This window comes from Mesorhizobium sp. B2-3-12 (assembly GCF_006442205.1).
In the GTDB taxonomy this organism is placed as follows: domain Bacteria; phylum Pseudomonadota; class Alphaproteobacteria; order Rhizobiales; family Rhizobiaceae; genus Mesorhizobium.
This window is the reverse complement of record NZ_VFVR01000008.1, coordinates 221,055-245,733: the sequence shown is the minus strand read 5'-3', so window position 1 is coordinate 245,733 and position 24,679 is coordinate 221,055. Positions and strand designations below refer to the sequence as shown.

The following is a 24,679-nucleotide window of genomic DNA, read 5'->3' as shown; positions in this document are numbered from 1 at the left end:
CGGATCTGGCAGAGTATGGTTCGAAGGAGAGAGGTCATGGCCAAGATTTCAAACCCCACACCTGCCTCTGCCAGAGGTGAGATTCAGGCGGGAACGACGCAAGACAAAACGCCGGGCTTCGATCCCTCCGTTGCTCCGTTGGAAACCGACGCCGAGGCGGCTGACACTAGAAATCCGACCACTGAAGCAGACCCGCCACGTTCCCGCCGGCCAAAATTCGAGAACGAGGCCAGCTTCGCCAACGCGATGCTGCCGGTCGAAAGCGAACCGGAATTACGGCCTCAAAGCAACTGGCCGCTGTTAATCATCGCGGCCGTCGTTTTGGTTGCGGCAGCGGTGTTTCTGCTCGCCAGCATGCTGCGCTGAAAAAGTTCACGACCATCCGAAGCGACGACCTAGTCGCGAAAATCGGGCGCGCTCTTCATGCTGGAAAGTTCAGTCATCGGGCACAGCAGGCGCGGCCGCGCAGGGTCGGAGATGTCGAGCTTGTCCCAAGGGATTCGGTATAGCCCATCGCGGCGGCGCAACCGGAAAAGATCAAGCACCGCCACACCTATAGCCGAGGCCGAAAGACGTTCGAAAGCGGCGTAGATGCCGACGTGGAATTCGGTAACGACGAAATCGTCGCCATCCGGTTCGGCGCGGATTTCCTCGATATAGCCGATACTCTTGCCCCGCTGCGAAAGCACGCGTCGCCCGGCCAGATGTTCGAGGTTTACCATGGTCATCGTCAAGCTCCCGGAATGCGTCCGATGACACGGTCGCGCAGCCAGTCCTGCCAGGCAAAGATCGACGTCTGACGCACATCCACATCGAACTCTATGTCGATGCCGATATCCTTCACCTTGTGCCAGGCGATCCGATGCGGCTCGCCATGGCGCTTGCCACCCAGCCTTGCCGCGAGTTGCGCCATTCGTCGGCCAGGCCATGTACCGAGGCGACGCGCCAATGTGATGGAGCCGAGTTCAATCGCAACGATCCTTGGCGGCTTGCCTCGCCGCAGCTCCGCCACCAGCCCGTCGACCTTGCCGATCTTGACCTGTTCGCGATCGACCACCTGCTTGTCCAGCAGATCACGCAGCAATTTCATCATGTGCCTCCGAGTATCTGCAGCGGGATCGTCACCACGGCCAGCACAAAGCCGAGGGCGATGATGAAGATGACCGCGGCGTTGGAAAGAATGCCGTTGCGATGCTCGCCGACGTAGCGTTTGTCGTTCAGCAGAAACAGGAAGGGCACCACGGTCAGCGGCAGGCTGGCCGCCGTCAGAGCCATGGAAAAGATGGTGAGCCTCAGCGGATCGAGACCAAGCATGATGGGGATAGCGGCAAGAAACAACGATACCGTGTACACCGCGCTGAAGCCTGGATTGTCGCGCGGCTTGCGATCCTCGCCCCATGTCCAGCCGAAACCTTGAGCCACGAGGTAAGCCTGTTGCAGCCCGACTTCGAGCGCAGCGCCGAAACAGGCAACGGCGAGAGAGGCTATGAACAGGACGAAACCCCAAAAGCCGAATACCGGGATCAGCATCAATGGCATTTGATGATAATCGTCCACCTGGTTGATGCCCTGCGTCGCCAGCACGAGAGCGGCCACGATCAGCACGCCGACCGAAATGGTGCCGCCGAAAGTCATCCCCAGTCCCGCTATGGCTCGATTGGCGCCGAGATAGCTTTTGTCCCACTGGTCCTCGATGGCCCCCGAAGAATAGAACATGAACAGGTACGGCGATATCGAGGCGCCAAGAATGCTGACCGCCATGAACCAGTAATTGGCGGCATCGTGGGCCGGCAGCGAAGGCACGGCACCAGCTGCGACCGCTGTCCAGTCGGGCTTCAGCATCACGGCCGCGACGACGAAACACAATGTTACCAGACCGAGGATCGACACACCTTTCTCGATGAAACCGAACGTACCTTTCCAGAGCAGCAGCCATGCCAAAATGGCCACCGGCAGCGCCCACCACCGGAAGCCTATGCCGGTGGCAAATTCGAGTGCGATGGCAACGCCGCCGATCTCGGCGGAGAGCACCATGAGGCTGAGCAGCAAGGTGGCAAGCAACGGCCACACAAAGACGTTGAAGCCGAATCTCTCGCGGATGCCGTCGCAGATCGTGTGATGGCTCACAGCCGCGAACCGGCCGGCCATCTCCACCAGAAAGATGATGCAGATGGTGCCGAGGACCACGGCCCAGATCAACTGGAAACCGAAGGTCGCACCCGCCTGGGCGGCCGTCGCCATTGATCCGACTTCGAGGAAGCCGCCAACGCTGGTGACGACGCCGAGCGATATTTCCACGAGCTTCTTCATGGCTTCGGCGCGAAATACTCTGCATAGGCGGTGGCCAGCGAGCGCGAGGCCAGCCGAAGGTCCTGCTTTGCATTTTGGACCTCCGTTCGATTGCCCGCCTGCAATCCCGCTTCGGCGCGAGCTACTGCGACCGACAGCCCCTTAACCGCTGTCGCCAAGGCAGCTTGCTCGGCAGGTTCGGTCGCTCCGGCCGATCGGATTTGCGCCTCGGCATCAGCCAGCGTCTTGCCGACGGATTGCAGCGTGCCGGCTGTGTATGCGGACGGCGCCGCCCCGCTTCTCCACGCATCGAGCACCATCGACACGGTCTGTGCGGCAGAGGCCGCCGTTTGTGATTGCTGTTCGATCCGTTCGGAAGACGAGCATCCCGCCGAAACGCCCAGAAGCACCATGGCGCACAGATAATCCAGCCTGAGATCACGGCCACTGAAGGTCAAAGCCGGATGCACCACAAGAATAATCTCCCTGCAGCCGAAACAAACCTGGTCGGCATGAATTGATCTAGCGTGCCCCGAGTGCCCGTCAATCGAGGCCGACCGCACGGGTGCCGATCGCAAGAAGAACCGTGACAGGGAACCGCTGGCCACGACGGAAACCAACTCATGGGGAACAAAGGTTGGCTTGTAGGATTGAGCAGGAGGAGCGGTGGGCCGACGTCAGCCCGTCCTGATCTGGATAGCGGTCGTGGCGGTCGTAATCATCGCGGCTTGGTGGTTTGGCAGTCATAGACCGGGCAACGACCGCGGGAGCCAACCGGCGCCTCACGCGATAGACCAGAACGGCTAATCCTGCGCGGCCGAGCCTGAAGGGTTCTCGATCCTGTATTCGTGAACCAGGCCAAGAACCTGACTTCTCACTGCCTCACGCGCTTCGGGCTGAATGAAAGGCATCAGCCGGTCAACGGTTTCAACGACCGCCCGTGGCAGATCCGAAACCGCGTCGGTGAGTTCACTGCCATGCTCATACATATTGTCGGTCAGCTTCTTGTCCAGATCGGAAAGGATGCCCATCACCACACTCCATGTCTGCTCTCCCGCTCTGATAATGGTCGGTCCGGCGGACATGTTCCGCGACGCAGGTGCCGTGGCGGTTGGGCATCGTTCAAGACGAGTGCTTCACCGCAAGGTCGTCTGGCCCGGGTCGTTTCGTCTGGCTTTCGCCGGAATCAGCCTGCCGGCATTGGCACGTAACCCCCTGACGAATTCTTCCAGATAAGGGAGCAATTCGAAAAGCAGGATCACGGCCATGACGCATAGGATATAGCTCACCGGGAGCTGCTGCGATTTCCAGGCGATGTCGAGGTGCGCGGTTTCCTGTCCTGCCCCGAACAGCGCGAGGAACTGTCCCCAGTGGAGGGACACGACGCTGACCAGCCCCATCAGCGGGATCATCTCCAGGAAGCTGTGCACATGCTGCTCGATCGGCGTCACCGTGCGCGCCGTAGTGGCGTAGCGCACGTCCCACATCGCCGTCGCTTCGTGAATGAAGAAGGTGACGATCATGATGGCTATGACCAGGGCGTTCACGTCGAGGAACATGGCAGCGAGTAGCGGTATGCCGACCTCGGCGAACATTAGGAGATGGATCAACGATTCCTTGGCGCCCGTGGTCGATTCGATATGCGAAGCGCGATGGCAGAGCCAGTCGGCAAAACCGGCGACCAACCAAACCGGGAGAAGAAAATACATCAGGATCAGAACGGTGGGATCCGACAGCACAGGAACACCCTCTCGTCTGCGTTCTTGTGAAGATAACGACCCTGCTGAGCCAGCTGCTGCAATTGCGCCGGCTACTATCCAGAGCTCAATCCGCTGGTGCCCCTCTGGCATCGCGCCAAGAAGGCTCACGTTCCGGCCGCGAAGTCGGATCCGGTCAGGATTATTGGCTGACCACCAGACAGGACACGTCGCTTTGCAGTTCGCCTCATGCGCGGCTCAAGGTTCTCGCCGGCGTCACGAAGCTGTACCAGCAACGCCGCTCATCCTAACCGCCAGACGGTTTGGGCGATGCCGGCTGCGTCGGCTGGGTGCCTTGCTGGTCCCCGCCAGTACTCGTCTGTGGTGTCGGATTGGTATCCGTCTTGGGATTCTTGTCGACCGGCTGGCTGTTCATCGTATCCGTCTTGGATTTGACAGGGTCGGCATTGTTGTTGCACGCCGCCAAGGCAAGCAACGCCGACGCCGCACACAGTGACCACAAGGCTCTCATGCTGACTTTTCCTCAATGAGTTCGGGTAAAGCAGCCGACAAGTGACCTATACGGTCGAACCGTACGGAAAGCCCCTGTTTGACCGCACTTCGGGCCAGCAGATGATCCAGTTCCGTATCTTCGATAGGGCTGCGGACCACCTGGCGGATGGCCCTGCACGCCAGCTCGGTCGATACGAAATCATACCTCCTGCCTCTGGCGAGAACATATTGTTCCACCAGCATCTTCACGCGCCTGAGCGCGATTTCATCGGCATAGTGCATTTGGCGGTTCCTCCTGCGCCCGAACTGCCGAACGGGGAGGTTGTTCCAGCTGATTCGAAACATGGCCGTGGCGACACGGAAAGCCCGCGGCTCCCGGCCGGGGAGCGCGCGGGCTGATCAGGCTGAGGGGAACCCGATCGCGCGGCGTCAAACAAGGGGAGCGACGACGCCGCACGGCCCCGAACCTGCATCGAGGCCAGTTGTTCCACTTCGCCATCTTCGCGTTGTTCACGCCCGAAAGCACATCGGAGATTACCTGCGACGGACAGCTAGCAAACCGACCTTACCGCACGGAACAATCGGGCACCCCGCTGGTTCGGCCGGAACGAACTTCGGAGAACACGATGACCAATGCAAATCTGGCCGTGGTGACGGGCGCATCGAGCGGCATCGGCAAGGAACTTGCCAGACTATGCGCAAAGGACGGCTACAACCTGGTCATAGCCGCCGACGAACCTGCGGTCCAACAGGCGGCCGAGGCTCTGGCTTCGCATAATGTAATGGTTGAAGCCATCGAGGCCGATCTGGCATCCCTCGAGGGCGTCGATCAACTCATCACGCGGATCGGCGATCGCGACATCGACCTTCTGTTCCTGAACGCCGGACGCGGACTTGGCGACGGCTTTCTCGACCAGGATTGGCAGAAAGTTCGCCGCGTCATCGACACCAACATTACCGGCACGGTCTACCTCGCGCATGAACTCGGCGCCAGGATGGCACGCCGCGGCCGCGGTCGGATTCTGTTCACCGGATCGATTGCCGGCTTCATGCCCGGCACCTTCCAGGCGGTCTACAACGGCACCAAGGCGTTCATCGATTCCTTCTCGATCGCACTGCGCCATGAGATGCTGGACACCGGCGTCACGGTCACGGTGCTGATGCCCGGCGCTACGCAGACACGGTTCTTCGAACGCGCCGAAATGATGGACACCAAGGTCGGCACCGACGAGAAGGACAATCCGGCCGACGTGGCCAGAACCGGCTACGACGCCATGATGGCTGGCGAGGAACAAGTGATCAGCGGCTGGAAGAACAAGCTGCAGGTCGCGGCCGCGCACGTCACTCCGGCGGGCACTCTGGCTGAACAGCACCGCAAAATGGCAGAGCCGGGTTCGGCATCCAGAGACTGATCTTCCGCTGCCGAGACAGATCGCCAGCCAGTTGAGGGATCGCGGACCAGTGACCGCCACTTCGTCCGAAAGAACCGGCACTACCGATATTTCAGAACGTCCAACTCAGGAGCAACATGATGAAAGCCCTCACATGGCACGGCAAAGGCGACATACGCTGCGATCAGGTGCAGGATCCGACCATCGAGGATGACCGTGACGTCATCATCAAGGTTACCTGCTGTGCCATATGCGGCTCCGATCTGCATCTGATGGACGGGTACATGCCGACCATGGAATCGGGTGATGTGCTTGGACACGAGACCATGGGAGAGGTCGTGGAGGTCGGCCGCGGCCATTCGAAGTTCAAGAAGGGCGATCGCATCGTGGTGCCTTTCAACATTTCGTGCGGCGAGTGCTGGTTTTGCCAGAGGGGGCTGTTCTCGCTTTGCGACCGGTCAAATCCCAATGCCAAGCAAGCGGCCGAGGTGATGGGACAATCGCCGGCCGGCCTGTTCGGCTATTCGCATCTGGTCGGCGGCTATTGGGGCGGCCAGGCTGAATATCTGCGCGTCCCATTCGCCGATGTCGGCCCGATCAAGGTGCCGGAAGGCATGGACGACGAGCAGGTGCTGTTTCTTTCCGACATCTTTCCGACCGGCTACATGGCGGCCGAGAACGCCGGCATCGAGCCGGGTGACACGGTCGCGATCTGGGGCTGCGGTCCGGTCGGTCAATTCGCCATCCAGAGCGCCTGGATGCTCGGCGCCGGACGCGTCATCGCGATCGACAAGGTTCCGGAACGACTTGCCATGGCTCGCGAACACGGCAAGGCCGAGACACTCGACTTCAGCAATTCCAACATCTATGACGCGCTGATGGCGATGACCGATGGCCGCGGCCCGGATCGCTGCATCGATTGCGTCGGCACCGAGGCCGATGCCGGCGCCAGCGCCGACTCCATGCTCGACAAGGTCAAGGCGGCTGCGTTCCTCGGCACCGACAGGCCGCATGTGCTGCGCGAAGCAATCTACTGTTGCCGCAAGGGTGGCACCATTTCGATCCCCGGCGTCTATATCGGCCTCGTCGATCATATCCCCTTTGGCGCCGCGATGAACAAAGGCCTGACATTCCGCATGGGCCAGACCCATACGCAACGGTATCTCGAACCGCTTTTGGCCAAGGTCCAGACCGGCGAGATCGATCCATCCTTCGTGATCACGCACAGGGCCGACCTTGAAGCCGGACCCGATCTCTACAAGGCGTTTCGCGACAAGCAGGACGGCTGCATCAAGGTGGTCATGCGGCCGCATGGCTGAGCATTCATCGGGACGCTTCATCTTCGCTCGTGCCCTCACCTTGACGGGGTCGGTGCCGTCGCGGTTGCGGAACTTTCAATAGCGCCGGCGATTGACCCTGCCGATGAGATGTTTGCCGTTTTCATGAAAGGAACCATCATGGCCAAGGAAGATTCCATCTCGAAACCCGCCGTCCGGTCACCGAACACAGAGGGCTTGCCGCACCCGAGGAGGGATGCCAGCGACACGGATGCCGGCGCAAAGCCGCCGACGCCAAAGACCGCAGGCGCGTCGCGCCCGTCGAGCGTTCCATTGGACAATCCGGTCGCCAACCGAAATTCCGGTCGGCCGCGCCAGGCGGGCACCACACCCCGGCCTACCGACAAGCCGCTGGATTGATCGCGACGGGTTGTCCCTATGTCATGATCTCTTGGTGTCGCGAGGCGATGATGCCAGGCCCGCGACCGCAGCGAGTATGGCAGCTTCGCTTGCGGGTTTTGCCACGAATTTGCAGTTTCGAAACGGGGCGGGAACATCGCGCTCCCCAAAACCCGTTACAAACGCGAACGGTGTGCCGCGAGCCATCAATATCTCAGCGACCGGCAAGCTCGTTTCGCCGTTGAGTTGAATGTCCAGCAACGCCATGTCGACCTTGTCCGCCTCGACAAGCCGAAGCGCGGCGGCAACCGACGAAACAGGGCCGACCACAGGATAGCCCGCCGCTCGCAAGTCAGACGCGACGTCCTCCGCGATCAGCCATTCGTCCTCGACCACCAGAACGCGCGGTCTTTCGCTCACGGTGTGTCCCCATGGTTTGCCGAAAAAGCGATCTGGACCTCAAGACCGTCCTTGTGGAAGGAGGTCTCGACATGGCCGCCGAGCCTGTAGCCGATTTCTCCTTTCAAAAGGTTCAGGCCAAAGCCGTTGTGCAACGGCTCCTTGACGGGAGGGCCGTCCTTTTCGCGCCAGCCAAGCGTGAAACTGTCGCCATCCATCGCCCATCTGACGCCGATCTTGCCTTGGGGCTTGGACAAGGCGCCGTACTTGGCCGCATTGGTGGCCAGTTCATGGATGGCCATGCTGAGAGAAAGCCCCTGTTGCGGGCCAAGTTTTACGTCGTCGCCATCGAGTTCGATACGTTCGATGCCGAACGGTTCGAGTTCCTGATGGAGTAATTCCTTGACCGAAGCCTCCTTCCACCTCTCGCGGGTCAGCAGTCCGTAGGCCCGGGACATGGCATGCAGCCGGCCGATCAGCGCGTCCGCGAACGCTTCCTTCGTATCGGAACTGTCTCGCGTGCGATTGGCGATGCTGGCGATCACCGCCAGCATGTTCTTGACGCGATGGTTGAGTTCCGAGATGAGCACCTGCTGATGCTCTTCCGCCCGCGCCAGGGTAGTAACGTCGACCAGCGTCACCACGACGCCCTGTATCCGATTGCCTTTGTCACGATAAGGGTTGATGCGGACCATGTGAAACAGGCCCCGCGCATCGCGCGCAAGATGATGGTTCAGAGTCTCGCCTGTCTCGAACACCTTGTCGATGTGCTGCTTCAACTCGGGATAATCGAGCTGGCTCGAAAGATCCGTCAACGGCCGGCCGACGTCGGAGGGGCGCAGGCTGAAGAAGGACGAGGCCGCCGGCGTGAAGGTTCGCACCACAAGGCTGCGGTCGAGGAAAATGGTCGCGATCTCGGTGCTTTCGAACAGGTTGCGCAGATCGCTGTTGGCATGATCGAGCTCGTCGATCTTGCTGGTCAACTCCGCGTTGATCGTGTTGAGCTCTTCGTTGAGCGACTGCATCTCTTCCTTGGACGCTTCAAGCTCCTCATTGGTGGATTGCGCCTCCTCATTGACGGAGACGAGCTCCTCGTTCGACGATTTCACCTCTTCGAGGGCCGTCTCGTATTCCTCTATGGTGGATTGGAGACGCTCTCTTGTATCGCGCAGTTCCCGCTCGAGATCGGCGGTGGTATCGCTGTCACGGCTGCCATCGTCCTCATCGGATCGGGCCTGGGTCGGGCCCGACGGCTCGAAGAGGACAAGGTAAAGCGGCTCACCATTGCCCCTTTCGGCCAAGGGTTCGATCGTCAGCCTGATCGGTTGCACGCGTTCGTCTTCTTCCTCGACGGCGAGATTGTCTCGCACCACGGTGCGGCGTGTCGTCGTCGCCTCCCTCAATGCGGCGCGCAGGTCCAGGCGAAGTCCACGGCGCGCCATCGTCAGCAATTGCCGGCTGGGGATGCCTTGCGGCGCTTCGAGGTATCTGCCGGTCCTGGCCGAATAGTAGACGACGTCGCCCTCGGCGTTGACGAGGACATGCGGCGGCGCGAACCGCTCCAGCACCTGCGCCTCAACCGCCTGGCGCAGCGGATAGCCGGCTGCTCCCTTCTTCAAGCCGGCGGCTTCGGCGGGAAAGACGCCGGAATGCGTATCGCCGATCAGGGCCGGCAGCCTGATATGCGGCGAGGCATGCTCCCGTGCCTGGAAGAGGCGATGTTTCTTGTCGACGGTGGCAAACAGGTTTTCGTGCTGCCCGACGCTTTCGGACGTGCCGAGGAAAAGATAGCCACCCGGCTTCAGCGAATAGTGGAAGACAGGAAGAACGCGGCTTTGAATGGCAGGACCGAAATAGATCAGGAGGTTGCGGCACGAAACCAGATCCATGCGCGAGAAGGGGGGATCGCGGATGACGCTGTGCGGCGAGAAGATGCACAGTTCCCGGATCTCGTTGCTGATGACGTAACTTTCGCCATCGCCGTTGAAAAACCGCTGTTTGCGTTCCGGGGAAAGACCCTGCATCAAGGCCTCGGGATAGCGTGCGGCGCGCGCCACCGCCAGGGCCGGCTCATCTATGTCAGTGGCGAATATCTGGACGCGCGGTACGGCCGAAAGCGTTTCCATGTGTTCACGCAACAGGATGCCGATCGAGAACACCTCCTCGCCGGTGGCGCAGCCGGGAACCCAGACCCTCACCGTATCAGTCGCGGTCTTGCCCTCGAACAGCCGCGGGACGATCTTTTTTTCCAGCAATTCGAACGCATCGGGATCGCGAAAGAAGTTGGTGACATTGATCAGCAGATCGCGAAACAGGTTCATCACCTCGCGAGGGTCCTTCTTCAGCCAGTCGATATAGGCGTTGATGGACTGGAGCTGGGCGATCTGCATGCGCCGCTTGATCCGGCGCAGGAATGTCTTGGTTTTATAGCCTGAAAAGTCGTGGCCGGAGTGGCTGCGCAAAATGCCGTATATCTGTTCGCGGACCTCATCCATGTCGGCCGTATGGTCGTCCTCTTCATTTATCAGCCCGTCCAACGAGTCGAAACCGCGGGCGTAAGCCTCGAGCTTCGCCCCAATCTCCTCGGCAGGCACGGCAACATCGACGAGCCCACTGGCAATTGCGCTCTGCGGCATGTCGGGATTGCGCGGACCGTAGCCGCCGGGCGTTTGCGCAACGGTGAGCCCGCCCCGCTCCTTGATGGCCTTGGCGCCCAAGGTTCCATCGGAATCACCTCCCGACAGCACCACACCGACCGCGTATTCGCCCTGGTCTTCGGCCAGTGCGCTGAAGAAGATGTCGATGGGTTTGCGCTCTTGGGTTAGCCCGTGAGGCCGCCGCAGGTGCAGCATGCCATCCTCGATGACCAGAGTGACGTTTTCCGGCATCACATAGACGTGGTCGGGTTCAACAGCCACGCCGTCCTCGACCACCACGACAGGCATCTCGGTGTAGCGGTCGATGACCTCGTGCAGCAGGCTGTTGCGCTTGGGACTGAGATGCGTGATGATCACGAACGCCATGCCGGGCCGGCCGGTGATGCCCTTGAAAAGCCCTTCCATTGCGGGAATTCCACCCGCGGACGCACCGATGCCGACGATGGGGAACTTGGTTGATCGGGCTGTCACGGCATGTCCCCCTTTCGCCCGACCGACATGAAGTCTCTCAATGTCGGATCGGACAGGACATGACCATATAGCGCGCGAGGCCGATGGAACAAGACAGCATGGATGACGTTGACCCCAATATCCGTGGGTGGTTCAATGACAAAGCGATCTGCTGGCTTGAAAATCCTGGCACCGACCGTGCCGGGAGCGCCTCGATTAATCGAAGGTCTCGATAGGCCCGTCCCGGATCGCATGCTGGTGCTTGCGAAACGATTGCAGGCGGCGTTGGATGACAGAAAATTGGAAGGGCCTCCTCTCCATCCTAAACTCCATTCGAAGAAAGGATGACGACGTGCGCGATCTGCGAGGGCTGCGTATTCTGATTGTCGAAGATGAATGGACGATGGCGGGAGATCTCGCACGATTTTTCAGCAACATGGGCGCCATCATCCTTGGCCCCGCTGCAACCGTCGAGCAGGCTTCTGAACACACCGACCAGGCCGAGGCCGCGATCCTTGACGTCAATCTCAACGGCCGGCGCGTGTTCCCGATAGCGGATAAGTTGATGCGCCGCGGCATTCCCTTCGTGTTCTTCAGCGGCGACAACGACATCGCCATTCCCGAACATCTCCGCTACGTCAGCAACTTGCGAAAAGCTTCGGGCAGCAAGGCCGTGTTCAATGCCCTTTTTCCGCCCAAGGCATCTGAACAAGCGGGCATCTCCGTGCTCCCTCCGCCAGATGACGTCTTCACCCTCTTGCCCAAACTGCGCCTCGCGGCGCGTCTTCTGCTGGGAGACGTCAACGCATCGGACCGGCTGGTCGAGAGGACACTCGAGCAAGCGATTCGCACCATCGACCAGAGGCAGCTTGGCCAGTCCACCGAAAACTGGCTCAACGACATCATGCGAGAGGTGGCGAAAGCCCGCGGCGCAGACCTCATGCATTGATTTTGCTCCCGGCCCGAGGTTCGACCAATCGCTTAAGGGCCGCCGCGCCCGCCCACTGCTCCGTAGACCTGTCCCGTGGCGTAGCTGTCTTCCTGCGACGCCAGCAGCACGTAGATCGAGGCCAGTTCGCCGGGTTGTCCTGGCCTGCCCATCGGCGTATCGGACCCGAACTGCGGCAGCTTGTCGGGAAATTGTCCGCCGCTCGGCTGCAAGGGCGTCCAGATCGGGCCTGGAGCCACCGCATTGACGCGAATGCCCTTCTTGGCCACCTGCTTGGCAAGGCTCTTGGTGAAGTTCATTCCGCAAGCCTTGGTCATGGCGTAGTCGACGAGCGACTCGTCCGGATCATAGGCATTGACCGAACTGGTGATAATGATCGAAGACCCCGGGTCCATGTGCCTGAGGGCGGCCTTGGTGATCCAGAACATGGCATAGACATTGGTCTTGAAAGTCCAGTCGAACGCTTCGGTGGTAATGTCGGCAAGGTCCTTCTGAGGATGCTGGCGCGCTGCATTGCTGACCAATATGTCGAGGCCGCCGAGTTGCGTGGCGGCGTCATCGACCAGCTTCTTGCAGAACGCCTCGTCGCGAATATCGCCCGGCAGGGGCACCGCTTTTTGCCCGGCCGCCTCGATCAATTGGACAACTTCCCTGGCATCGGGCTCTTCAGCCGGCAGATAGCCGAATGCAACGTCGGCTCCCTCGCGGGCAAACGCTATGGCCGCCGCACGCCCCATGCCGGAATCGCCGCCCGTGATGAGAGCCTTGCGACCGGCGAGGCGGCCTGACCCCTTGTAGCTCTTCTCGCCATGATCGGGCCGCGGATCCATCTTGCCGGCAAGCCCCGGCCATTGCTGCTGCTGAGGTTTAAAGGGCGGTTGTGGATATTGCGTCGTCGGATCCTGCTTCCGAGGCGGCGCAGCGACCGCGGCATTGCTCGCGGCACTGGCCTGTTGCACCTGCGCGGGAGTTGCAAGAGCCGCCAGTACGCCTGTCGCCATGCCGCCAACCAACTTGCGCCGGGATGGATCCGCGGGCTGCGGGTTGCGATCGTCCGTCATCTGTAACTCCGTGTTCAGGTGGCTGATCCTGCCCGGATCGCTGTTCCGGCCCAGCCCGAAGCAACGGGGCCATCGATTGTTCCAGCGCATGTCAAGATTTTCTGCCACCGGCAAGCCGCCGGGCTGGCGTTCTCAGTCCTTGCGATCGCGCTCAATGAATTTGTTGAAGCGGCTGGCCTTTCCGTCGCTGGTCTTGGCCTGATAAAGGAAGGCTAGGTCATTCTCGTCGAAAATCCGGAAGAACTCGTCCCAATCGATGGGCTCGAATGCTTCCTCTGGCTCGCCGAAGTCGATCCGCAAGATACCGCCCTCGCCTTTGGTGCGGACCACTGCCGGTCGGCCATCGCGCTCCTCGGCCCATTTGCGAATTTCGTCATGATTGATGGTCGTCTCGGACTGCGACATCGAAACCTCCTTTGATCATCGGCCTCGCCCATTGGCGTCATGGCAGGTGCCGGGCGCCCTAACAGCACACCGGCGGCAATGTTCCAGTCATCGTGGCCGACGGCGATACGCGCCTTGGTTCGAAGCCCCGCGAGGGGAACTTTGTTGAAGCACAGGGAACAAACCTTTTGCCGAAAAGTTCGGGGCGCCGAGGTCACTTGTCCGAGGAGTCGTCGTGAAACGCATATTGGTTACCGGAGGCTGCGGCTTCATCGGCCGCTACGTCACACAAGAACTCATCTCCCAGGATTATTCCGTTCGCATCCTCGATGCCCTGCTGGAGCAGGTGCATGCGGGCGAGGCTGTCGCGCTCCCTGCCGGAGCCGAACTGATCAAGGGTGACATCCGTGACCGCGAGGTCGTCATCGAGGCGCTGGAAGGCATTGACGCGGTCATTCACCTTGCGTCTGAAGTCGGCGTCGGACAATCGATGTACGAGATCGCGCGTTATGTCGGCACCAACGATCTCGGCACGGCTACCCTGCTCGAGGCGTTGATCAAACACCCGGTCGAGCGGATCGTCGTCGCCTCCTCGATGAGCGTCTATGGCGAGGGCCTCTATGTCACGCCCGGCGGCCGGCGTATCGAAAACGCCCGGCGCAAGTCGAGCGATATCAAAAGCGGACAGTGGAATCCGCTGTCGCCGGAAGGCGAACCCCTTTCGCCGGTGCCTACGGATGAAGAAAAGCCGGTCGATCTCGCCTCGATCTATGCGCTGACGAAATACGCCCAGGAACGCGCCGTGCTGATCTTCGGCGAAGCGTACGGCATCGATGCGGTGGCGCTGCGCCTGTTCAATGTCTTCGGTGCCGGCCAGGCGCTGTCCAATCCCTATACCGGGGTGCTGGCCAACTTCGCTTCACGTCTCGCCAATGGCCAGCGGCCGATGATCTTCGAGGATGGCGAACAGAAGCGCGATTTCGTTCATGTGCAGGACGTCGCCCGCGCATTTCGCCTTGCGCTGCAGCAACGTCAGGCAAAGGGCCACGTCATCAACATCGGCAGCGGCCGGGCCTATGCGATCAGCGAAGTCGCGCGATTGCTGGCCGAGGCCATGGGAACGCCGAACCGCTCGCCCGAACTGCTCGGCAAGGCGCGCTCCGGCGACATACGCAACTGCTTCGCCGATATTTCCAAGGCACGTGAACTGCTCGGCTTCGAGCCCGGGCAACGATTGGAGAATTCTCTGGGCGATTTCGTTTCCTGGGTGCGCAACACGGCCGCGGTCGATCGTGGCGCCGAAATGAAGCGCGAGCTCGAAGAGCGCGGATTGGTGTCATGAGCCCGGGTGCGCGCAACCGTCGCGAAGCGCCGGTCGCCATCGTCGGCGGCAGCGGCTTCATAGGGTCAAACCTGGCCGACAGCCTGTTGTCGGACGGCGAGCCGGTGCTGGTGATCGACAATCTCAGCCGTCCCGGCGTCGAACAGAACCTTGAATGGCTGGGCCAGAAACACGGCGGCCGCCTTACCGTCGAGACCATCGACGTGCGGGACGCCAATGGCATGGCGTCGGCTCTGATGAGATCAAAGGCGATCTTCCATCTGGCCGCGCAAACGGCCGTTACCACGAGTCTTGTCCGGCCGGACGAGGATTTCGACATCAACCTTCGGGGAACGTTCAACGTGCTGGAAGCGGCTCGACGGAGCGGTGAGCGCATCCCTGTGATCTTCGCCAGTACCAACAAGGTCTATGGCAGCCTTCCCGACGTCGCGGTTCGCGAGGACGGCGATCGCTACATACCTTGCGACAATGCCATCCAGGCCAGCGGCATCGATGAAGCCCGCGGCCTGGATTTCTGCACACCCTACGGCTGCTCCAAGGGAGCGGCGGACCAATACGTGCTCGATTATGCCAAATCCTACGGCATGCCGACAGCGGTGCTGCGGATGAGCTGCATCTACGGACCCCGCCAGTTTGGAACCGAGGATCAGGGCTGGGTAGCGCATTTCCTGCTCAGCGCCCTGACCGGACGGCCAATCACCATCTATGGCGACGGCAGGCAGGTGCGCGACATCCTGCACGTCTCCGATGCGGTCTCCGCCTATAGGGCCGTTTTGGACCGTATCGAGACCACCAGGGGCCAGGCATTCAATCTCGGCGGCGGACCTGAAAATGCGCTCAGCCTGCGTATGCTGTTGAGCGAGATCGGCGACCTGACAGGCCGTGAGCTTTCGATCCGCCACGATGGGGAGCGGACCGGCGATCAGCCCTTCTTCGTCGCCGACACCCGCAAGATCGAGAGCGCGCTTGGCTGGAAGGCACGTGTCGCGTGGCGCGAGGGCATTCGCGACCTTGCCGACTGGCTGCAGCGCCACCGGCTTGAGTCCCGCCCCGAAACCGTGAGGTACGTGGCATGAGAATAGCCCTGGTCAACCCCTACTGGACATATGACGACAGCATATATTTCGGCTGCCGCCAACCGCATCTGCCGCTGGAACTCGGCTACTCGAAAGCCCTGCTCGAAGCGGCCGGTCATGAGGTGCTGCTGCTGGACGGGCAATTGCAGAAGCTTGACAATTCCGGGCTCTGCGACCGTGTGGCCGATTTCGCGCCGGCTATGACGGTCGTCAGCACCGCGCCGACTTACCTGTTCTGGCGCTGCGCACCGCCGGAGTTGCGCGTACCCGCCGACTTTCTCAATCGTCTCGCCGGGCGCGGCGGGCGCACGGTCGCGGTCGGGCCGCATGGATCGGCAACACCGGCGCCGACTTTGCGCAAGCTTGGCGTCGACATCGTCGTGCGCGGCGAATGCGAGGAGGTCGTCGCGGACCTTGCCCGACGCGACGATTGGAGTGCGGTGCCCTCGACCGCCTATCTGCGGGACGCCGAGCTGGTTTGGACCGGCGGCGTCCATGCCAGTTCGTTTGTCGATCACGCGCCGCTGGAATGGCCGTCCGACTGGATCGCCGCTCATTCGCATCACCATCACAGGTTCGACGACCAACAGCATGGGTTCGGCGCCGAGGTCGAGGCGTCACGCGGCTGTCCGTACAATTGCAGCTTCTGCGCCAAGATCGATTTCCGCGACGCCTATCGCCGCCGCAACCACGAAGCGGTGGTGAGCGAAATCGATCGGCTGATCGCCCAAGGTGTCGGCTACATCTACTTCATCGACGAAATCTTCCTGCCGCAAAAAGCGTTGCTGGAGGCATTGGTCGATCGCGACGTGAAATTCGGCGTACAGACCCGCATCGATCTGTGGAAACCCGAGCTGCTTGAATTGCTGGGCGAGGCCGGCTGCGTGTCCATCGAAGCCGGCCTCGAAAGCCTGACGGTGGAAGGGCGGGCGATGTTGGCCAAGCGCTGCCGGCTCGGCACCGAGGAATTGGCCGCGCTGCTGGTCAAGGCCAGACGCCACGTTCCCTTCGTCCAGGCCAATCTGATCGGTGTGGTCGAGGACGACCCTGCCCTTGTCGATCACTGGCGAGCCCACCTGATCGACAATGGCGTGTGGGCCAATGAACCAGTACCGCTTTATCCATATCCGAGTTCGCCCAGCTATCGCGAGCTTTGGGGCGAACCCGACGATCTTGCCTGGGAGCGAGCCCATGACCACTACCTCGCATCATTCCAGAAGTTCAGCGATATCCAGGAAAAGCGCCCGCGTCCTCTGGCGGAACTGGAGGCGGCATGTTGCGGACACTGAGGCCGCGCAAGCGCCGCATCCTGATGACCGTCGACGCCATGGGCGGAGTATGGCGCTATGCGCTTGACCTCGGCCGGGAACTGGTCAACGGCGGTGACAGCATCGTGTTCGCCGGCCTGGGGCCGCAACCATCCAGGCAACAGGCCGAGGAGGCGCAGTCTTTCGCGACACTCATCTGGCTTAATACGCCGCTGGATTGGATGACCCGTGACGCCGGCGATCTCGACGGCTTGCCGCGGGAATTGCGTGCGCCAATGCGTGACCACGGCATTGACCTCGTCCACCTCAACGCGCCGTCGCAAGCGGTGGGATTGGATGCGCCCTGCCCAGTCATAGTGGTTTCGCATTCATGCGTGACGACATGGTTCCATTCGGTCAAGGGACAGGCGTTGGACAGCGCATGGAACTGGCAGAAAGAGCGCAACAGGCGCGGCTTCGACAGGGCGGACGCGGTGATTGCGCCGAGCCGTAGCCATGCCGCGTTGCTCGAGACATGCTATGGGTCAATCGCAGGCCTCCACGTCGTCGGAAATGCCGCACGCCCGGTCCCGAAAGCCGAAAACCGCCAGCCGGTCGTCTTCGCCGCCGCCCGCTGGTGGGACGAGGCAAAGAACGTTGTGGCGGTCGATCAGGCCGCCTCGTTGACGCAATGGCCCATCTTCACAGCCGGTTCGGTTCACGGCCCGAACGGCGAGCGTGCCACCATCAACCGAGCCGTTCCTCTCGGGGCGCTGCCGTATGACGAGGTGCGCTCCCTGATGGCCCGCGCCGGTATTTTCGTATCGCCATCGCTCTACGAACCGTTCGGTCTCGCGGCGCTGGAGGCGGCGATGTCGGGAACGCCCCTGGTGCTCTCGGACATCCCGACCTATCGCGAACTATGGGATAAGGCCGCGGTGTTCTTCGACGCGCGCGACGCGCATGATCTTGCCGCCTGCCTAAATCATCTGTCCAACGATGCCGAACACAGGCGAGAGCTCGGCCAGGCAGCCCTTCGCCGCAGCCGCAGGTACACGCTGGCGAGGCAAGCAGCGGCCATGCGCGATCTCTACGAAAAGGCGGCGCTGGCCGTGGCGGAGCGCTGATCATGCGCTTCCTGTTCTACACCCACTCGCTCGTCTCCGACTGGAATCACGGCAATGCCCATTTCCTTCGGGGCGTTATGCGGGAATTGGTGGCGCGCCGGCATCAGGCCATCGCTCTGGAGCCGGCGGATGGTTGGAGCCGGTCGAACCTGCTGGCCGAGAAGGGATCCTACGCGATCGAACGTTTCCGCAAGGATTTCCCCGAATTAATGCCGGTGACCTATGATTCCGGGTTCGACCACGAAGCCTGGATCGCCGAGGCCGACGTGGTGATCGTCCACGAATGGACCGACCCGGAGCTTGTCGCTCGTATCGGCCGTGCCCGGGCCGGTGGCGGCAACTTCATCCTTCTGTTTCACGACACGCATCACCGGGCCGTGTCGGCCACCGAAGCAATCTCTGCACTCCGTCTGGAGCATTATGACGGCGTTCTCGCTTTTGGCGAAGCCTTGCGCGAGAGTTATCTGCGCGCCGGCTGGGGCAAGCGTGTCTTCACCTGGCATGAAGCGGCGGACGATCGGCTGTTCAAGCCGCACCCGGAAATCCACCGCACTTCCGATCTGGTCTGGATCGGAAACTGGGGCGACGACGAGCGGACCGCTGAACTCAAGGAGTTCCTGATCGAACCGGTCCGCGATCTCGGCCTTGCGGCCACTGTTCACGGTGTCCGCTATCCCAGGCCGGCACTTGCCGATCTGGCGGCCGCTGGGCTGCACTACGAAGGGTGGATCGCCAATGCCGACGTGCCCAAGGCGTTCGCCGCGCATCGTGTCACGGTGCACATTCCGCGGCGCCCCTACCGTGAAAGCCTGCCCGGTATTCCAACAATCCGCATGTTCGAGGCACTCGCCTGTGGCATTCCGCTGGTTTCAGCGCCCTGGTCCGATGTCGAGCAGCTTTTCAGACCCGGCATCGACTTCCTGTTTGCCGAGGATGGCACACAAATGCGGCTACACCTTCAGGCGGTGTTGGCCGATTCCGATCTTGCGACCTCCCTGGTGAACTCGGGGCTCGAGACCATCCGCACCCGACACACCTGCCGCCACCGCGTCGACGAGTTGTTCGACGTGCTCTCGCAATGCGCGAACCGGCACACCGCCCACCCGACCGCCGCAAAGGAAGCCGCCGCATGAAGATCGCATTCTATGGATCGAGCCTTTTGTCGTCCTACTGGAATGGTGCCGCGACCTATTACCGTGGCTTGCTGAAGGCGCTTTCCCAACAGGGCTACGACATCACCTTCTATGAGCCCGACGTCTATGACCGGCAGAAGAACCGCGACATCGAGGCGCCGGAATGGTGTACCGTCGTCGTTTACGAGGCGACCCGGCATGCGATGATGCAGGTGGCGGCGCGTGCCGCCGAGGCCGACATCGTCGTCAAGGCGAGCGGCGTCGGCTTCGAGGACGAAGCGCTGCTGCGCGCCCTGCTCGATCACGCCCGCAGCGACGCGCTCTTCGTCTTCTGGGACGTGGACGCGCCGGCCACGCTCGCCCAGCTACGCGACGAGCCGGACCATCCGCTGCATCATGCGCTGCAGGAAATCGACCTTGTGCTGACCTATGGCGGCGGCGACCCCGTGGTCTGGGCCTATCGTGCCATGGGTGCAAACGAGTGCGTGCCAATCTACAATGCGCTCGATCCCGAAACGCATCATCCGGTCGCCGGCAATGCGCGGTTTGCCTGCGATCTGGCGTTCCTCGGAAACAGGCTGCCGGATCGTGAAGCGCGTGTCGAATCGTTCTTCCTCGATCCTGCAAGCCAGCTGCCGAAACAACGTTTTCTCCTCGGCGGATCGGGCTGGGGCGACAAGCCGCTTCCCGCCAATGTCGGCTGGCTCGGCCATGTCGGCACCCGCGATCACAATGCCTTCAATGTCACGCCAAAGGCGGTGCTGAACATCAGCCGCGACAGCATGGCCGCGAACGGTTTTTCGCCGGCCACGCGTGTCTTCGAGGCGGCAGGCGCCGGCGCCTGTCTGATCACCGATGCCTGGCTGGGCGTCGAGCTGTTCCTGAAACCCGGCGAGGAGATCCTTGTGGCGCGAGACGGCGGCGACGTCGCGGAGATCATGCAGGCGCTGACCCCCGTTCGGGCAAAGGCAATCGGCCAGGCCGCGCTTCGCCGTGTTCTCGCCGACCATACCTATGCATTGCGCGCGGCCGTGGCCGATGCGGTCTTCAGACGGCATTTGACGCACGGCACCGTGGAGGCGGCCGAATGACCAAGAAACTGGACATCGTCTTTCTCGGCCTTTCGCTGTCCTCGTCCTGGGGAAACGGCCACGCCACCACTTTTCGAGGTCTGCTGAAAGGCCTTTGCGAACTCGGCCACCGCGTGACTTTCCTGGAGCGCGATGTGCCGTGGTACGCAAATCACCGCGATTTGCGCGATCCGGATTTCTGCGCCTTGCGCTACTACGAAACCGTACAGGAACTGCAGCGCGACTACGCCCGGTGCCTGCAACAGGCCGACGTCGTGGTCATCGGCTCTTTCGTGCCGGAAGGGCGCGCGGTGATCGACATCGTCGCTTCGCTTTGCAAAGGACAACTCTGCTTTTACGATATCGACACGCCGGTAACTCTGGCGAAGCTGTCGGCTGACGATTGCGACTACCTGAGCTGGCGCCAGATCCCCTACTTCGACATCTATTTCTCTTTTGCCGGCGGGCCGATGCTTGTCGATCTGACGCAAACCTTCGGCGCACGCCGCGCCGAACCGCTCTACTGTTCGGTCGATCCGGAACGGCATCACCGCACCGCCGATCCGATCCGCTGGGACCTCGGCTATCTCGGCACCTACAGCGCCGATCGGCAGGCTACGCTCGATGCGCTTCTGCTCGAGCCTGCACGGCGCATGCCGGACCGCCGTTTCGTCGTGGCCGGATCGCAATATCCCTCCGAGATCGACTGGCCCGATAATGTCGAGCGCATCGAACACTTGCCGCCGGCCGATCACGCCGCGTTCTATAGCCGTCAGCGCTACACGCTGAACGTCACACGCCATTCTATGATTGCAGCGGGATGGTCGCCCAGCGTGCGCCTTTTCGAAGCCGCCGCTTGCGGCACGCCGATCATCAGCGACCGCTGGCCAGGCCTCGACAGTTTCTTTCCCGCGTCGACCATCCACACAGCCAAGAAGCCGGACGAGGTCGTCGCGATCCTGTCCGGAGAGTCGGCCCATACACGTCTCGCCATGGCCGACCGGGCACGCGAACTCGTCCTTGCGTCCCACACCGGTGTGGCCAGGGCTCGCGAATTCGTCACGGCGCTTACGCAAAGGGGGGCGGTAGTCCTCGATCTCGATATCGGAAGTGCAGCATGACTGGCAGACAGGAGAAAATCGCGATGCGACAAACAAAAAAAGCGCAAGGGGCAAAGACGGTGCTTGTCGCCGGTGGCGCGGGCTTCCTCGGTTCGCATCTTTGCGACGCATTGTTGCGCGATGGCTGGCGCGTGATCTGCGCCGACAATTTTCTCACCGGTCGCATGGATAATATCAACGCGATCATTGACCAGCCCGGTTTCCGGTTGATTGACCAGGATATCTGCCGTCCATTGGATCTTGGTGAGCCGGTGGATCGCATCTTCAACCTGGCATGCGCCGCCTCGCCGCCGCGATATCAGGCCGATCCGATCCACACCACGCGAACTTGCGTCATCGGAACGCTGAACCTGCTCGAACTCGCAGCCCGCAACGATGCCCGATTGCTGCAGGCTTCCACGAGCGAAGTGTATGGCGATCCGGAACAACATCCGCAGAGGGAAGATTATGTCGGCCATGTGAACTGCACCGGCCCACGCGCCTGCTATGACGAGGGCAAGCGCACGGCCGAGACACTTTGCTTCGATTATCTCCGAGCCGGCAAGGCCGACGTTCGTGTCGCGCGCATCTTCAACACCTACGGGCCGAGAATGGATCCGGCGGACGGTCGCATCGTCTCGAACCTGATCATGCAGGCGCTGGAGAAGCGGCCGCTGACGATCTTCGGCGACGGCATGCAGACCAGATCCTTCTGCTACGTCTCCGATCTGATCGATGGATTGAGGCGCCTGATGGATATCGATCCCAATCCGGGCAAGCCGATCAATCTGGGCAATCCCGGCGAGTTCACCATTGTGCGACTGGCGGCATTGGTGAAGGCGATGACCGGCACCAAGTCGGATATGACCTTTCTGCCGCTGCCGCAGGACGACCCTCGACGCAGGCAGCCCGACATCTCGCGCGCAAAAGCGCTGCTCGGTTGGACACCGAAAGTACCTCTCGACGAGGGCCTTGCGCGGACAATCAGCTATTTCGCCACGGTTGAAGGCGGTCCGATCGGCAACCAAATAGCAGATCGCACCACAAGGGCGAGGCCCACGCCAGGCGGGCTGCAGAACTTGCCTGCCTGACCGCAGCCGTGTCGACATCCTGCGGAACATCCGCTCAAGTTTGTGGTTGGGCGAGAGGACCAGACATGGAGGAGTCCTCATGCAACCCAAGCGATCCACAGCCGATATCGACAAGATGGCGCAACGGGAGACGGCTGCCTATTTGCGGCGAGCTTCGATCACCTATCTGGAGTGCTGCATCAGCCTGATGATGACGCATCTGCAGCGCGAAGAAGTGGCTACTATTCTCGAGCAGGAAGCAGACATGCTGCGACGACTGGATTGACGGGCCCTGTCATGCCTCGGTCTCGGCCAGGAAGCGTGTCAGTCCTGCCTTATACCGGTTTGCCATCTTCGCCAGCCTCGCTTTTTCCGCTCCACTCTCTGATTGGGCAGCCATGCTCCACAGCCCCAGCTGAAATGCCAGATAGCAAGGTTCGAAATAGCCGATTAGCCCGGCGTCGACGTGGTCGCGCATTCCGCCGATCAACGTCGCCGCTTCGCTCTGCGACAAACCATATTCGGCGCAAGCGCCGGCAATGTCCCACTCTATCGGCTGGCAGCCGATCAGATCGTGTCCCCGGCAATGGTCGACAGCATCGGTCTTGACGAGCGTGCCATCGGAACCGACCAGAAACTCCCAGGGATGAAGCCTGCCGTCGATCTCGACCCGTTCCGGCACGTGCGCGGGAGCCTGCTTCGACAACCAGGTCCGCAGTCCCGCCGCCTGGTTTTCGCCCAAAGCCTCGGAAACATTGTGAACGGCCATCTGCCCAAGGGCAGGCAATGACGCACCCGGTTCGCGGGTTCGCAGATAGGTCGCCCGCCAGGCCAGGTAGCGTGTGAGCTCCGCGACAAGTCTCTGCCTGGGCAGCGGCAGCTGATCCATCGTGGTGCCGTCGGTCCACCGTTCGACCAAAAAACCGTGGCAGAGGCCGACGACTTGCGGTCCGAGTCCGGCCTGATGCAACATCTTGGCGACGCGTGTCTTACGCGGCCCGGTTTCGCCAAGGCCGACAAATTTGACATGCCAGCGATCTTGACCCGCGGAGGCCAGGAACTTTCGCCGTTCGGTGCCGCGTGCGCTCGGTGGCCAGAGCTTTTCGCCGGCGTAGTGAAAGGTCCGCCACGCGCCGCCAGATATTTCGGTCAAACGCACTTCCGGTCTGCCGACCGCCTCGGCCACCCAATCGCGCAGCGTTGGAATTCGCGAGCTTTCGGGGAAAGTGCGTTCAAACGTCATCGCCACGTGTTTGCGGCAGCGCATCCATGTCTCCCGAATGTCCTGCGACGCTTCGGCCCCCGGCTCGCCCGAGTGGCTGGGGAACAGGTGAATGCGGCCTGTTTCGATCCCCAGCTCCCGCAGCCAGGTGACGACCGCGTGGATCGAACTTCCCGACAGGCCGGGACCTTCGTCGACGACAGCGAAACGAGCCGACGGCTCGTTTCTCCAGACAGCGATCAACCGTGGATCGGCCTCGACGTGCCGACGGAAAGGATGGCCGACCGGACGCAGGCTGATTGGCGCCGGCGCACCGAGCGCGGCCGCCACCATGGCCGCAAGCCCCAGGCCGATGCCGCGGATGCCGATCACGCATGTGTTCGCATCGAGACCTGATTCCTGCGCCGCGCCCAGATAGCTTTCGGGATAAAGCGCATAATGCGCGTAACCCTCGGCCGATCCGGTCAAAATCTCCGCCTCGCAATCGAGCGCGGCGAGCATCTGGAGCAGTCGCGGGTCGATGCCACCGCACACGGCGAAACCGCTTCGCCACGACTCCGCCACCTCTGCCGCGAGTTCGACCAGCAACCTAGCGCCTCGCTGTCGCGAAGGCGAATTGGTGTCGACGCCCCGGGCCTTGAATTCGGCATCGGCGAGCCCCCGAACCAGTTCCGACACGCTGACGAAGAGCTCGACCAGAGCAACATGGCGCTTGATGCCGCGAGACATGCGACCGAGGTTTTGGGCCAGTTCAATCGTGGCCTCTTGAAGCTGTTGCGCACTCTCGCTCCGCTTGTGGTCGCCGTAGACGATCATCGATCGATTT

At 61.7% G+C, this 24,679-nt stretch carries 27 protein-coding genes; 13 read left to right on the top strand and 14 right to left on the bottom strand.

Annotated elements, in window-relative coordinates; translation table 11 throughout:
• The first annotated feature begins 36 nt into the window (after positions 1–36).
• Positions 37–366, top strand: coding sequence for a hypothetical protein (locus FJ948_RS22710; protein ID WP_140708327.1), 330 nt, complete (start codon positions 37–39; stop codon positions 364–366).
• 29 nt (positions 367–395) lie between these two features.
• On the opposite strand, the gene FJ948_RS22705 is transcribed toward FJ948_RS22710, so the two are convergent.
• The 8 genes from FJ948_RS22705 to FJ948_RS22670 all read right to left on the bottom strand — a co-directional run bounded on the left by FJ948_RS22705 (position 396) and on the right by FJ948_RS22670 (position 4,781).
• Entirely contained in the window at positions 396–728 is a 333-nt protein-coding gene (locus FJ948_RS22705) for a hypothetical protein (RefSeq protein ID WP_140708325.1), read from the bottom strand.
• Positions 729–730: 2 nt separating this feature from the next.
• Complete coding sequence (locus FJ948_RS22700) at positions 731–1,090, bottom strand: hypothetical protein (protein WP_140708540.1); 360 nt, start codon at positions 1,088–1,090, stop codon at positions 731–733.
• The gene (locus FJ948_RS22695) at positions 1,090–2,310 is read right to left on the bottom strand and encodes a divalent metal cation transporter (RefSeq protein WP_140708323.1); all 1,221 of its coding nucleotides are present in this window, start codon (positions 2,308–2,310) and stop codon (positions 1,090–1,092) included. The genes FJ948_RS22700 and FJ948_RS22695 overlap by 1 nt, the downstream gene beginning before the upstream one ends.
• Entirely contained in the window at positions 2,307–2,762 is a 456-nt protein-coding gene (locus tag FJ948_RS22690; RefSeq protein WP_246677586.1) for a hypothetical protein, read from the bottom strand. The genes FJ948_RS22695 and FJ948_RS22690 overlap by 4 nt, the downstream gene beginning before the upstream one ends.
• A 330-nt stretch (positions 2,763–3,092) precedes the next feature.
• On the bottom strand, positions 3,093–3,320 hold the full coding sequence (locus tag FJ948_RS22685) for a hypothetical protein (protein WP_181173776.1): 228 nt from the start codon (positions 3,318–3,320) through the stop codon (positions 3,093–3,095).
• A gap of 105 nt (positions 3,321–3,425) precedes the next feature.
• The gene (locus tag FJ948_RS22680; protein WP_348643013.1) at positions 3,426–4,157 is read right to left on the bottom strand and encodes a diguanylate cyclase; all 732 of its coding nucleotides are present in this window, start codon (positions 4,155–4,157) and stop codon (positions 3,426–3,428) included.
• Positions 4,158–4,293: 136 nt separating this feature from the next.
• Positions 4,294–4,518 carry a hypothetical protein gene (locus FJ948_RS22675; RefSeq protein WP_140708319.1) on the bottom strand — a complete coding sequence of 75 codons (225 nt, stop codon included), beginning with the start codon at positions 4,516–4,518 and terminating at the stop codon, positions 4,294–4,296.
• Positions 4,515–4,781, bottom strand: a complete 267-nt coding sequence (locus FJ948_RS22670) for a hypothetical protein (protein ID WP_140708317.1) — start codon at positions 4,779–4,781, stop codon at positions 4,515–4,517. Before FJ948_RS22670 ends, FJ948_RS22675 begins: the two co-directional genes overlap by 4 nt.
• Before the next feature lie 344 nt (positions 4,782–5,125).
• On the opposite strand from FJ948_RS22670, the gene FJ948_RS22665 reads away from it, so the two are divergent.
• The gene (locus FJ948_RS22665) at positions 5,126–5,911 is read left to right on the top strand and encodes an SDR family NAD(P)-dependent oxidoreductase (RefSeq protein WP_140708316.1); all 786 of its coding nucleotides are present in this window, start codon (positions 5,126–5,128) and stop codon (positions 5,909–5,911) included.
• Between the two features lie 119 nt (positions 5,912–6,030).
• Complete coding sequence (locus FJ948_RS22660) at positions 6,031–7,209, top strand: zinc-dependent alcohol dehydrogenase (protein WP_140708534.1); 1,179 nt, start codon at positions 6,031–6,033, stop codon at positions 7,207–7,209.
• 35 nt (positions 7,210–7,244) lie between these two features.
• On the opposite strand, the gene FJ948_RS22655 is transcribed toward FJ948_RS22660, so the two are convergent.
• From FJ948_RS22655 to FJ948_RS22645, 3 genes are all read right to left on the bottom strand, one after another.
• Entirely contained in the window at positions 7,245–7,520 is a 276-nt protein-coding gene (locus tag FJ948_RS22655; protein ID WP_140708314.1) for a hypothetical protein, read from the bottom strand.
• 88 nt (positions 7,521–7,608) lie between these two features.
• On the bottom strand, positions 7,609–7,986 hold the full coding sequence (locus tag FJ948_RS22650; protein WP_140708312.1) for a response regulator: 378 nt from the start codon (positions 7,984–7,986) through the stop codon (positions 7,609–7,611).
• Positions 7,983–11,093: a CheR family methyltransferase gene (locus tag FJ948_RS22645; RefSeq protein ID WP_140708310.1), complete on the bottom strand. Its 3,111-nt coding sequence runs from the start codon at positions 11,091–11,093 to the stop codon at positions 7,983–7,985. The genes FJ948_RS22650 and FJ948_RS22645 overlap by 4 nt, the downstream gene beginning before the upstream one ends.
• Before the next feature lie 331 nt (positions 11,094–11,424).
• Between FJ948_RS22645 and FJ948_RS22640 the strand changes: the two genes are divergently transcribed.
• Positions 11,425–12,021 carry a response regulator gene (locus FJ948_RS22640; protein ID WP_181173775.1) on the top strand — a complete coding sequence of 199 codons (597 nt, stop codon included), beginning with the start codon at positions 11,425–11,427 and terminating at the stop codon, positions 12,019–12,021.
• 32 nt (positions 12,022–12,053) lie between these two features.
• Here FJ948_RS22640 and FJ948_RS22635 read toward each other — a convergent pair whose 3' ends face one another.
• The gene (locus FJ948_RS22635) at positions 12,054–13,082 is read right to left on the bottom strand and encodes an SDR family oxidoreductase (protein ID WP_210242281.1); all 1,029 of its coding nucleotides are present in this window, start codon (positions 13,080–13,082) and stop codon (positions 12,054–12,056) included.
• Positions 13,083–13,214: 132 nt separating this feature from the next.
• A complete protein-coding gene (locus tag FJ948_RS22630; RefSeq protein ID WP_140708306.1) occupies positions 13,215–13,487 on the bottom strand; it encodes a hypothetical protein in 273 nt (90 codons plus the stop codon).
• Between the two features lie 214 nt (positions 13,488–13,701).
• Here FJ948_RS22630 and FJ948_RS22625 point away from each other — a divergent pair, with 214 nt between their 5' ends.
• The 9 genes from FJ948_RS22625 to FJ948_RS22585 all read left to right on the top strand — a co-directional run bounded on the left by FJ948_RS22625 (position 13,702) and on the right by FJ948_RS22585 (position 22,917).
• Positions 13,702–14,808 (top strand): NAD-dependent epimerase/dehydratase family protein, encoded by a 1,107-nt coding sequence (locus FJ948_RS22625; protein WP_140708304.1) that lies wholly within the window; start codon positions 13,702–13,704, stop codon positions 14,806–14,808.
• The gene (locus FJ948_RS22620; protein WP_140708302.1) at positions 14,805–15,884 is read left to right on the top strand and encodes an NAD-dependent epimerase/dehydratase family protein; all 1,080 of its coding nucleotides are present in this window, start codon (positions 14,805–14,807) and stop codon (positions 15,882–15,884) included. Before FJ948_RS22625 ends, FJ948_RS22620 begins: the two co-directional genes overlap by 4 nt.
• The gene (locus FJ948_RS22615) at positions 15,881–17,173 is read left to right on the top strand and encodes a TIGR04295 family B12-binding domain-containing radical SAM protein (RefSeq protein WP_140708300.1); all 1,293 of its coding nucleotides are present in this window, start codon (positions 15,881–15,883) and stop codon (positions 17,171–17,173) included. Before FJ948_RS22620 ends, FJ948_RS22615 begins: the two co-directional genes overlap by 4 nt.
• Entirely contained in the window at positions 17,158–18,258 is a 1,101-nt protein-coding gene (locus FJ948_RS22610) for a glycosyltransferase family 4 protein (protein WP_140708299.1), read from the top strand. Before FJ948_RS22615 ends, FJ948_RS22610 begins: the two co-directional genes overlap by 16 nt.
• 2 nt (positions 18,259–18,260) lie before the next feature.
• Complete coding sequence (locus tag FJ948_RS22605) at positions 18,261–19,391, top strand: glycosyltransferase (RefSeq protein ID WP_140708297.1); 1,131 nt, start codon at positions 18,261–18,263, stop codon at positions 19,389–19,391.
• The gene (locus tag FJ948_RS22600) at positions 19,388–20,482 is read left to right on the top strand and encodes a glycosyltransferase (RefSeq protein WP_140708295.1); all 1,095 of its coding nucleotides are present in this window, start codon (positions 19,388–19,390) and stop codon (positions 20,480–20,482) included. The genes FJ948_RS22605 and FJ948_RS22600 overlap by 4 nt, the downstream gene beginning before the upstream one ends.
• Positions 20,479–21,582, top strand: a complete 1,104-nt coding sequence (locus FJ948_RS22595) for a glycosyltransferase (RefSeq protein WP_140708293.1) — start codon at positions 20,479–20,481, stop codon at positions 21,580–21,582. The genes FJ948_RS22600 and FJ948_RS22595 overlap by 4 nt, the downstream gene beginning before the upstream one ends.
• Positions 21,583–21,605: 23 nt before the next feature.
• Positions 21,606–22,652 (top strand): UDP-glucuronic acid decarboxylase family protein, encoded by a 1,047-nt coding sequence (locus FJ948_RS22590; RefSeq protein ID WP_140708291.1) that lies wholly within the window; start codon positions 21,606–21,608, stop codon positions 22,650–22,652.
• 79 nt (positions 22,653–22,731) lie between these two features.
• Positions 22,732–22,917 (top strand): hypothetical protein, encoded by a 186-nt coding sequence (locus tag FJ948_RS22585; protein ID WP_140708289.1) that lies wholly within the window; start codon positions 22,732–22,734, stop codon positions 22,915–22,917.
• Positions 22,918–22,926: 9 nt separating this feature from the next.
• On the opposite strand, the gene FJ948_RS22580 is transcribed toward FJ948_RS22585, so the two are convergent.
• Positions 22,927–24,669, bottom strand: coding sequence for a hypothetical protein (locus FJ948_RS22580; protein WP_140708287.1), 1,743 nt, complete (start codon positions 24,667–24,669; stop codon positions 22,927–22,929).
• Positions 24,670–24,679: the final 10 nt, after the last annotated feature.

Bases quoted from the DNA above. Each gene is read 5' to 3' on its own strand.
- FJ948_RS22710 (WP_140708327.1), top strand. From the start codon at position 37: ATGGCCAAGATTTCAAACCCCACACCTGCCTCTGCCAGAGGTGAGATT.
- FJ948_RS22705 (WP_140708325.1), bottom strand. From the start codon at position 728: ATGACCATGGTAAACCTCGAACATCTGGCCGGGCGACGCGTGCTTTCG.
- FJ948_RS22700 (WP_140708540.1), bottom strand. From the start codon at position 1,090: ATGAAATTGCTGCGTGATCTGCTGGACAAGCAGGTGGTCGATCGCGAA.
- FJ948_RS22695 (WP_140708323.1), bottom strand. From the start codon at position 2,310: ATGAAGAAGCTCGTGGAAATATCGCTCGGCGTCGTCACCAGCGTTGGC.
- FJ948_RS22685 (WP_181173776.1), bottom strand. From the start codon at position 3,320: ATGGGCATCCTTTCCGATCTGGACAAGAAGCTGACCGACAATATGTAT.
- FJ948_RS22675 (WP_140708319.1), bottom strand. From the start codon at position 4,518: ATGAGAGCCTTGTGGTCACTGTGTGCGGCGTCGGCGTTGCTTGCCTTG.
- FJ948_RS22670 (WP_140708317.1), bottom strand. From the start codon at position 4,781: ATGCACTATGCCGATGAAATCGCGCTCAGGCGCGTGAAGATGCTGGTG.
- FJ948_RS22665 (WP_140708316.1), top strand. From the start codon at position 5,126: ATGACCAATGCAAATCTGGCCGTGGTGACGGGCGCATCGAGCGGCATC.
- FJ948_RS22660 (WP_140708534.1), top strand. From the start codon at position 6,031: ATGAAAGCCCTCACATGGCACGGCAAAGGCGACATACGCTGCGATCAG.
- FJ948_RS22635 (WP_210242281.1), bottom strand. From the start codon at position 13,082: ATGACGGACGATCGCAACCCGCAGCCCGCGGATCCATCCCGGCGCAAG.
- FJ948_RS22630 (WP_140708306.1), bottom strand. From the start codon at position 13,487: ATGTCGCAGTCCGAGACGACCATCAATCATGACGAAATTCGCAAATGG.
- FJ948_RS22620 (WP_140708302.1), top strand. From the start codon at position 14,805: ATGAGCCCGGGTGCGCGCAACCGTCGCGAAGCGCCGGTCGCCATCGTC.
- FJ948_RS22615 (WP_140708300.1), top strand. From the start codon at position 15,881: ATGAGAATAGCCCTGGTCAACCCCTACTGGACATATGACGACAGCATA.
- FJ948_RS22610 (WP_140708299.1), top strand. From the start codon at position 17,158: ATGTTGCGGACACTGAGGCCGCGCAAGCGCCGCATCCTGATGACCGTC.
- FJ948_RS22605 (WP_140708297.1), top strand. From the start codon at position 18,261: ATGCGCTTCCTGTTCTACACCCACTCGCTCGTCTCCGACTGGAATCAC.
- FJ948_RS22600 (WP_140708295.1), top strand. From the start codon at position 19,388: ATGAAGATCGCATTCTATGGATCGAGCCTTTTGTCGTCCTACTGGAAT.
- FJ948_RS22595 (WP_140708293.1), top strand. From the start codon at position 20,479: ATGACCAAGAAACTGGACATCGTCTTTCTCGGCCTTTCGCTGTCCTCG.
- FJ948_RS22590 (WP_140708291.1), top strand. From the start codon at position 21,606: ATGCGACAAACAAAAAAAGCGCAAGGGGCAAAGACGGTGCTTGTCGCC.
- FJ948_RS22585 (WP_140708289.1), top strand. From the start codon at position 22,732: ATGCAACCCAAGCGATCCACAGCCGATATCGACAAGATGGCGCAACGG.
- FJ948_RS22580 (WP_140708287.1), bottom strand. From the start codon at position 24,669: ATGATCGTCTACGGCGACCACAAGCGGAGCGAGAGTGCGCAACAGCTT.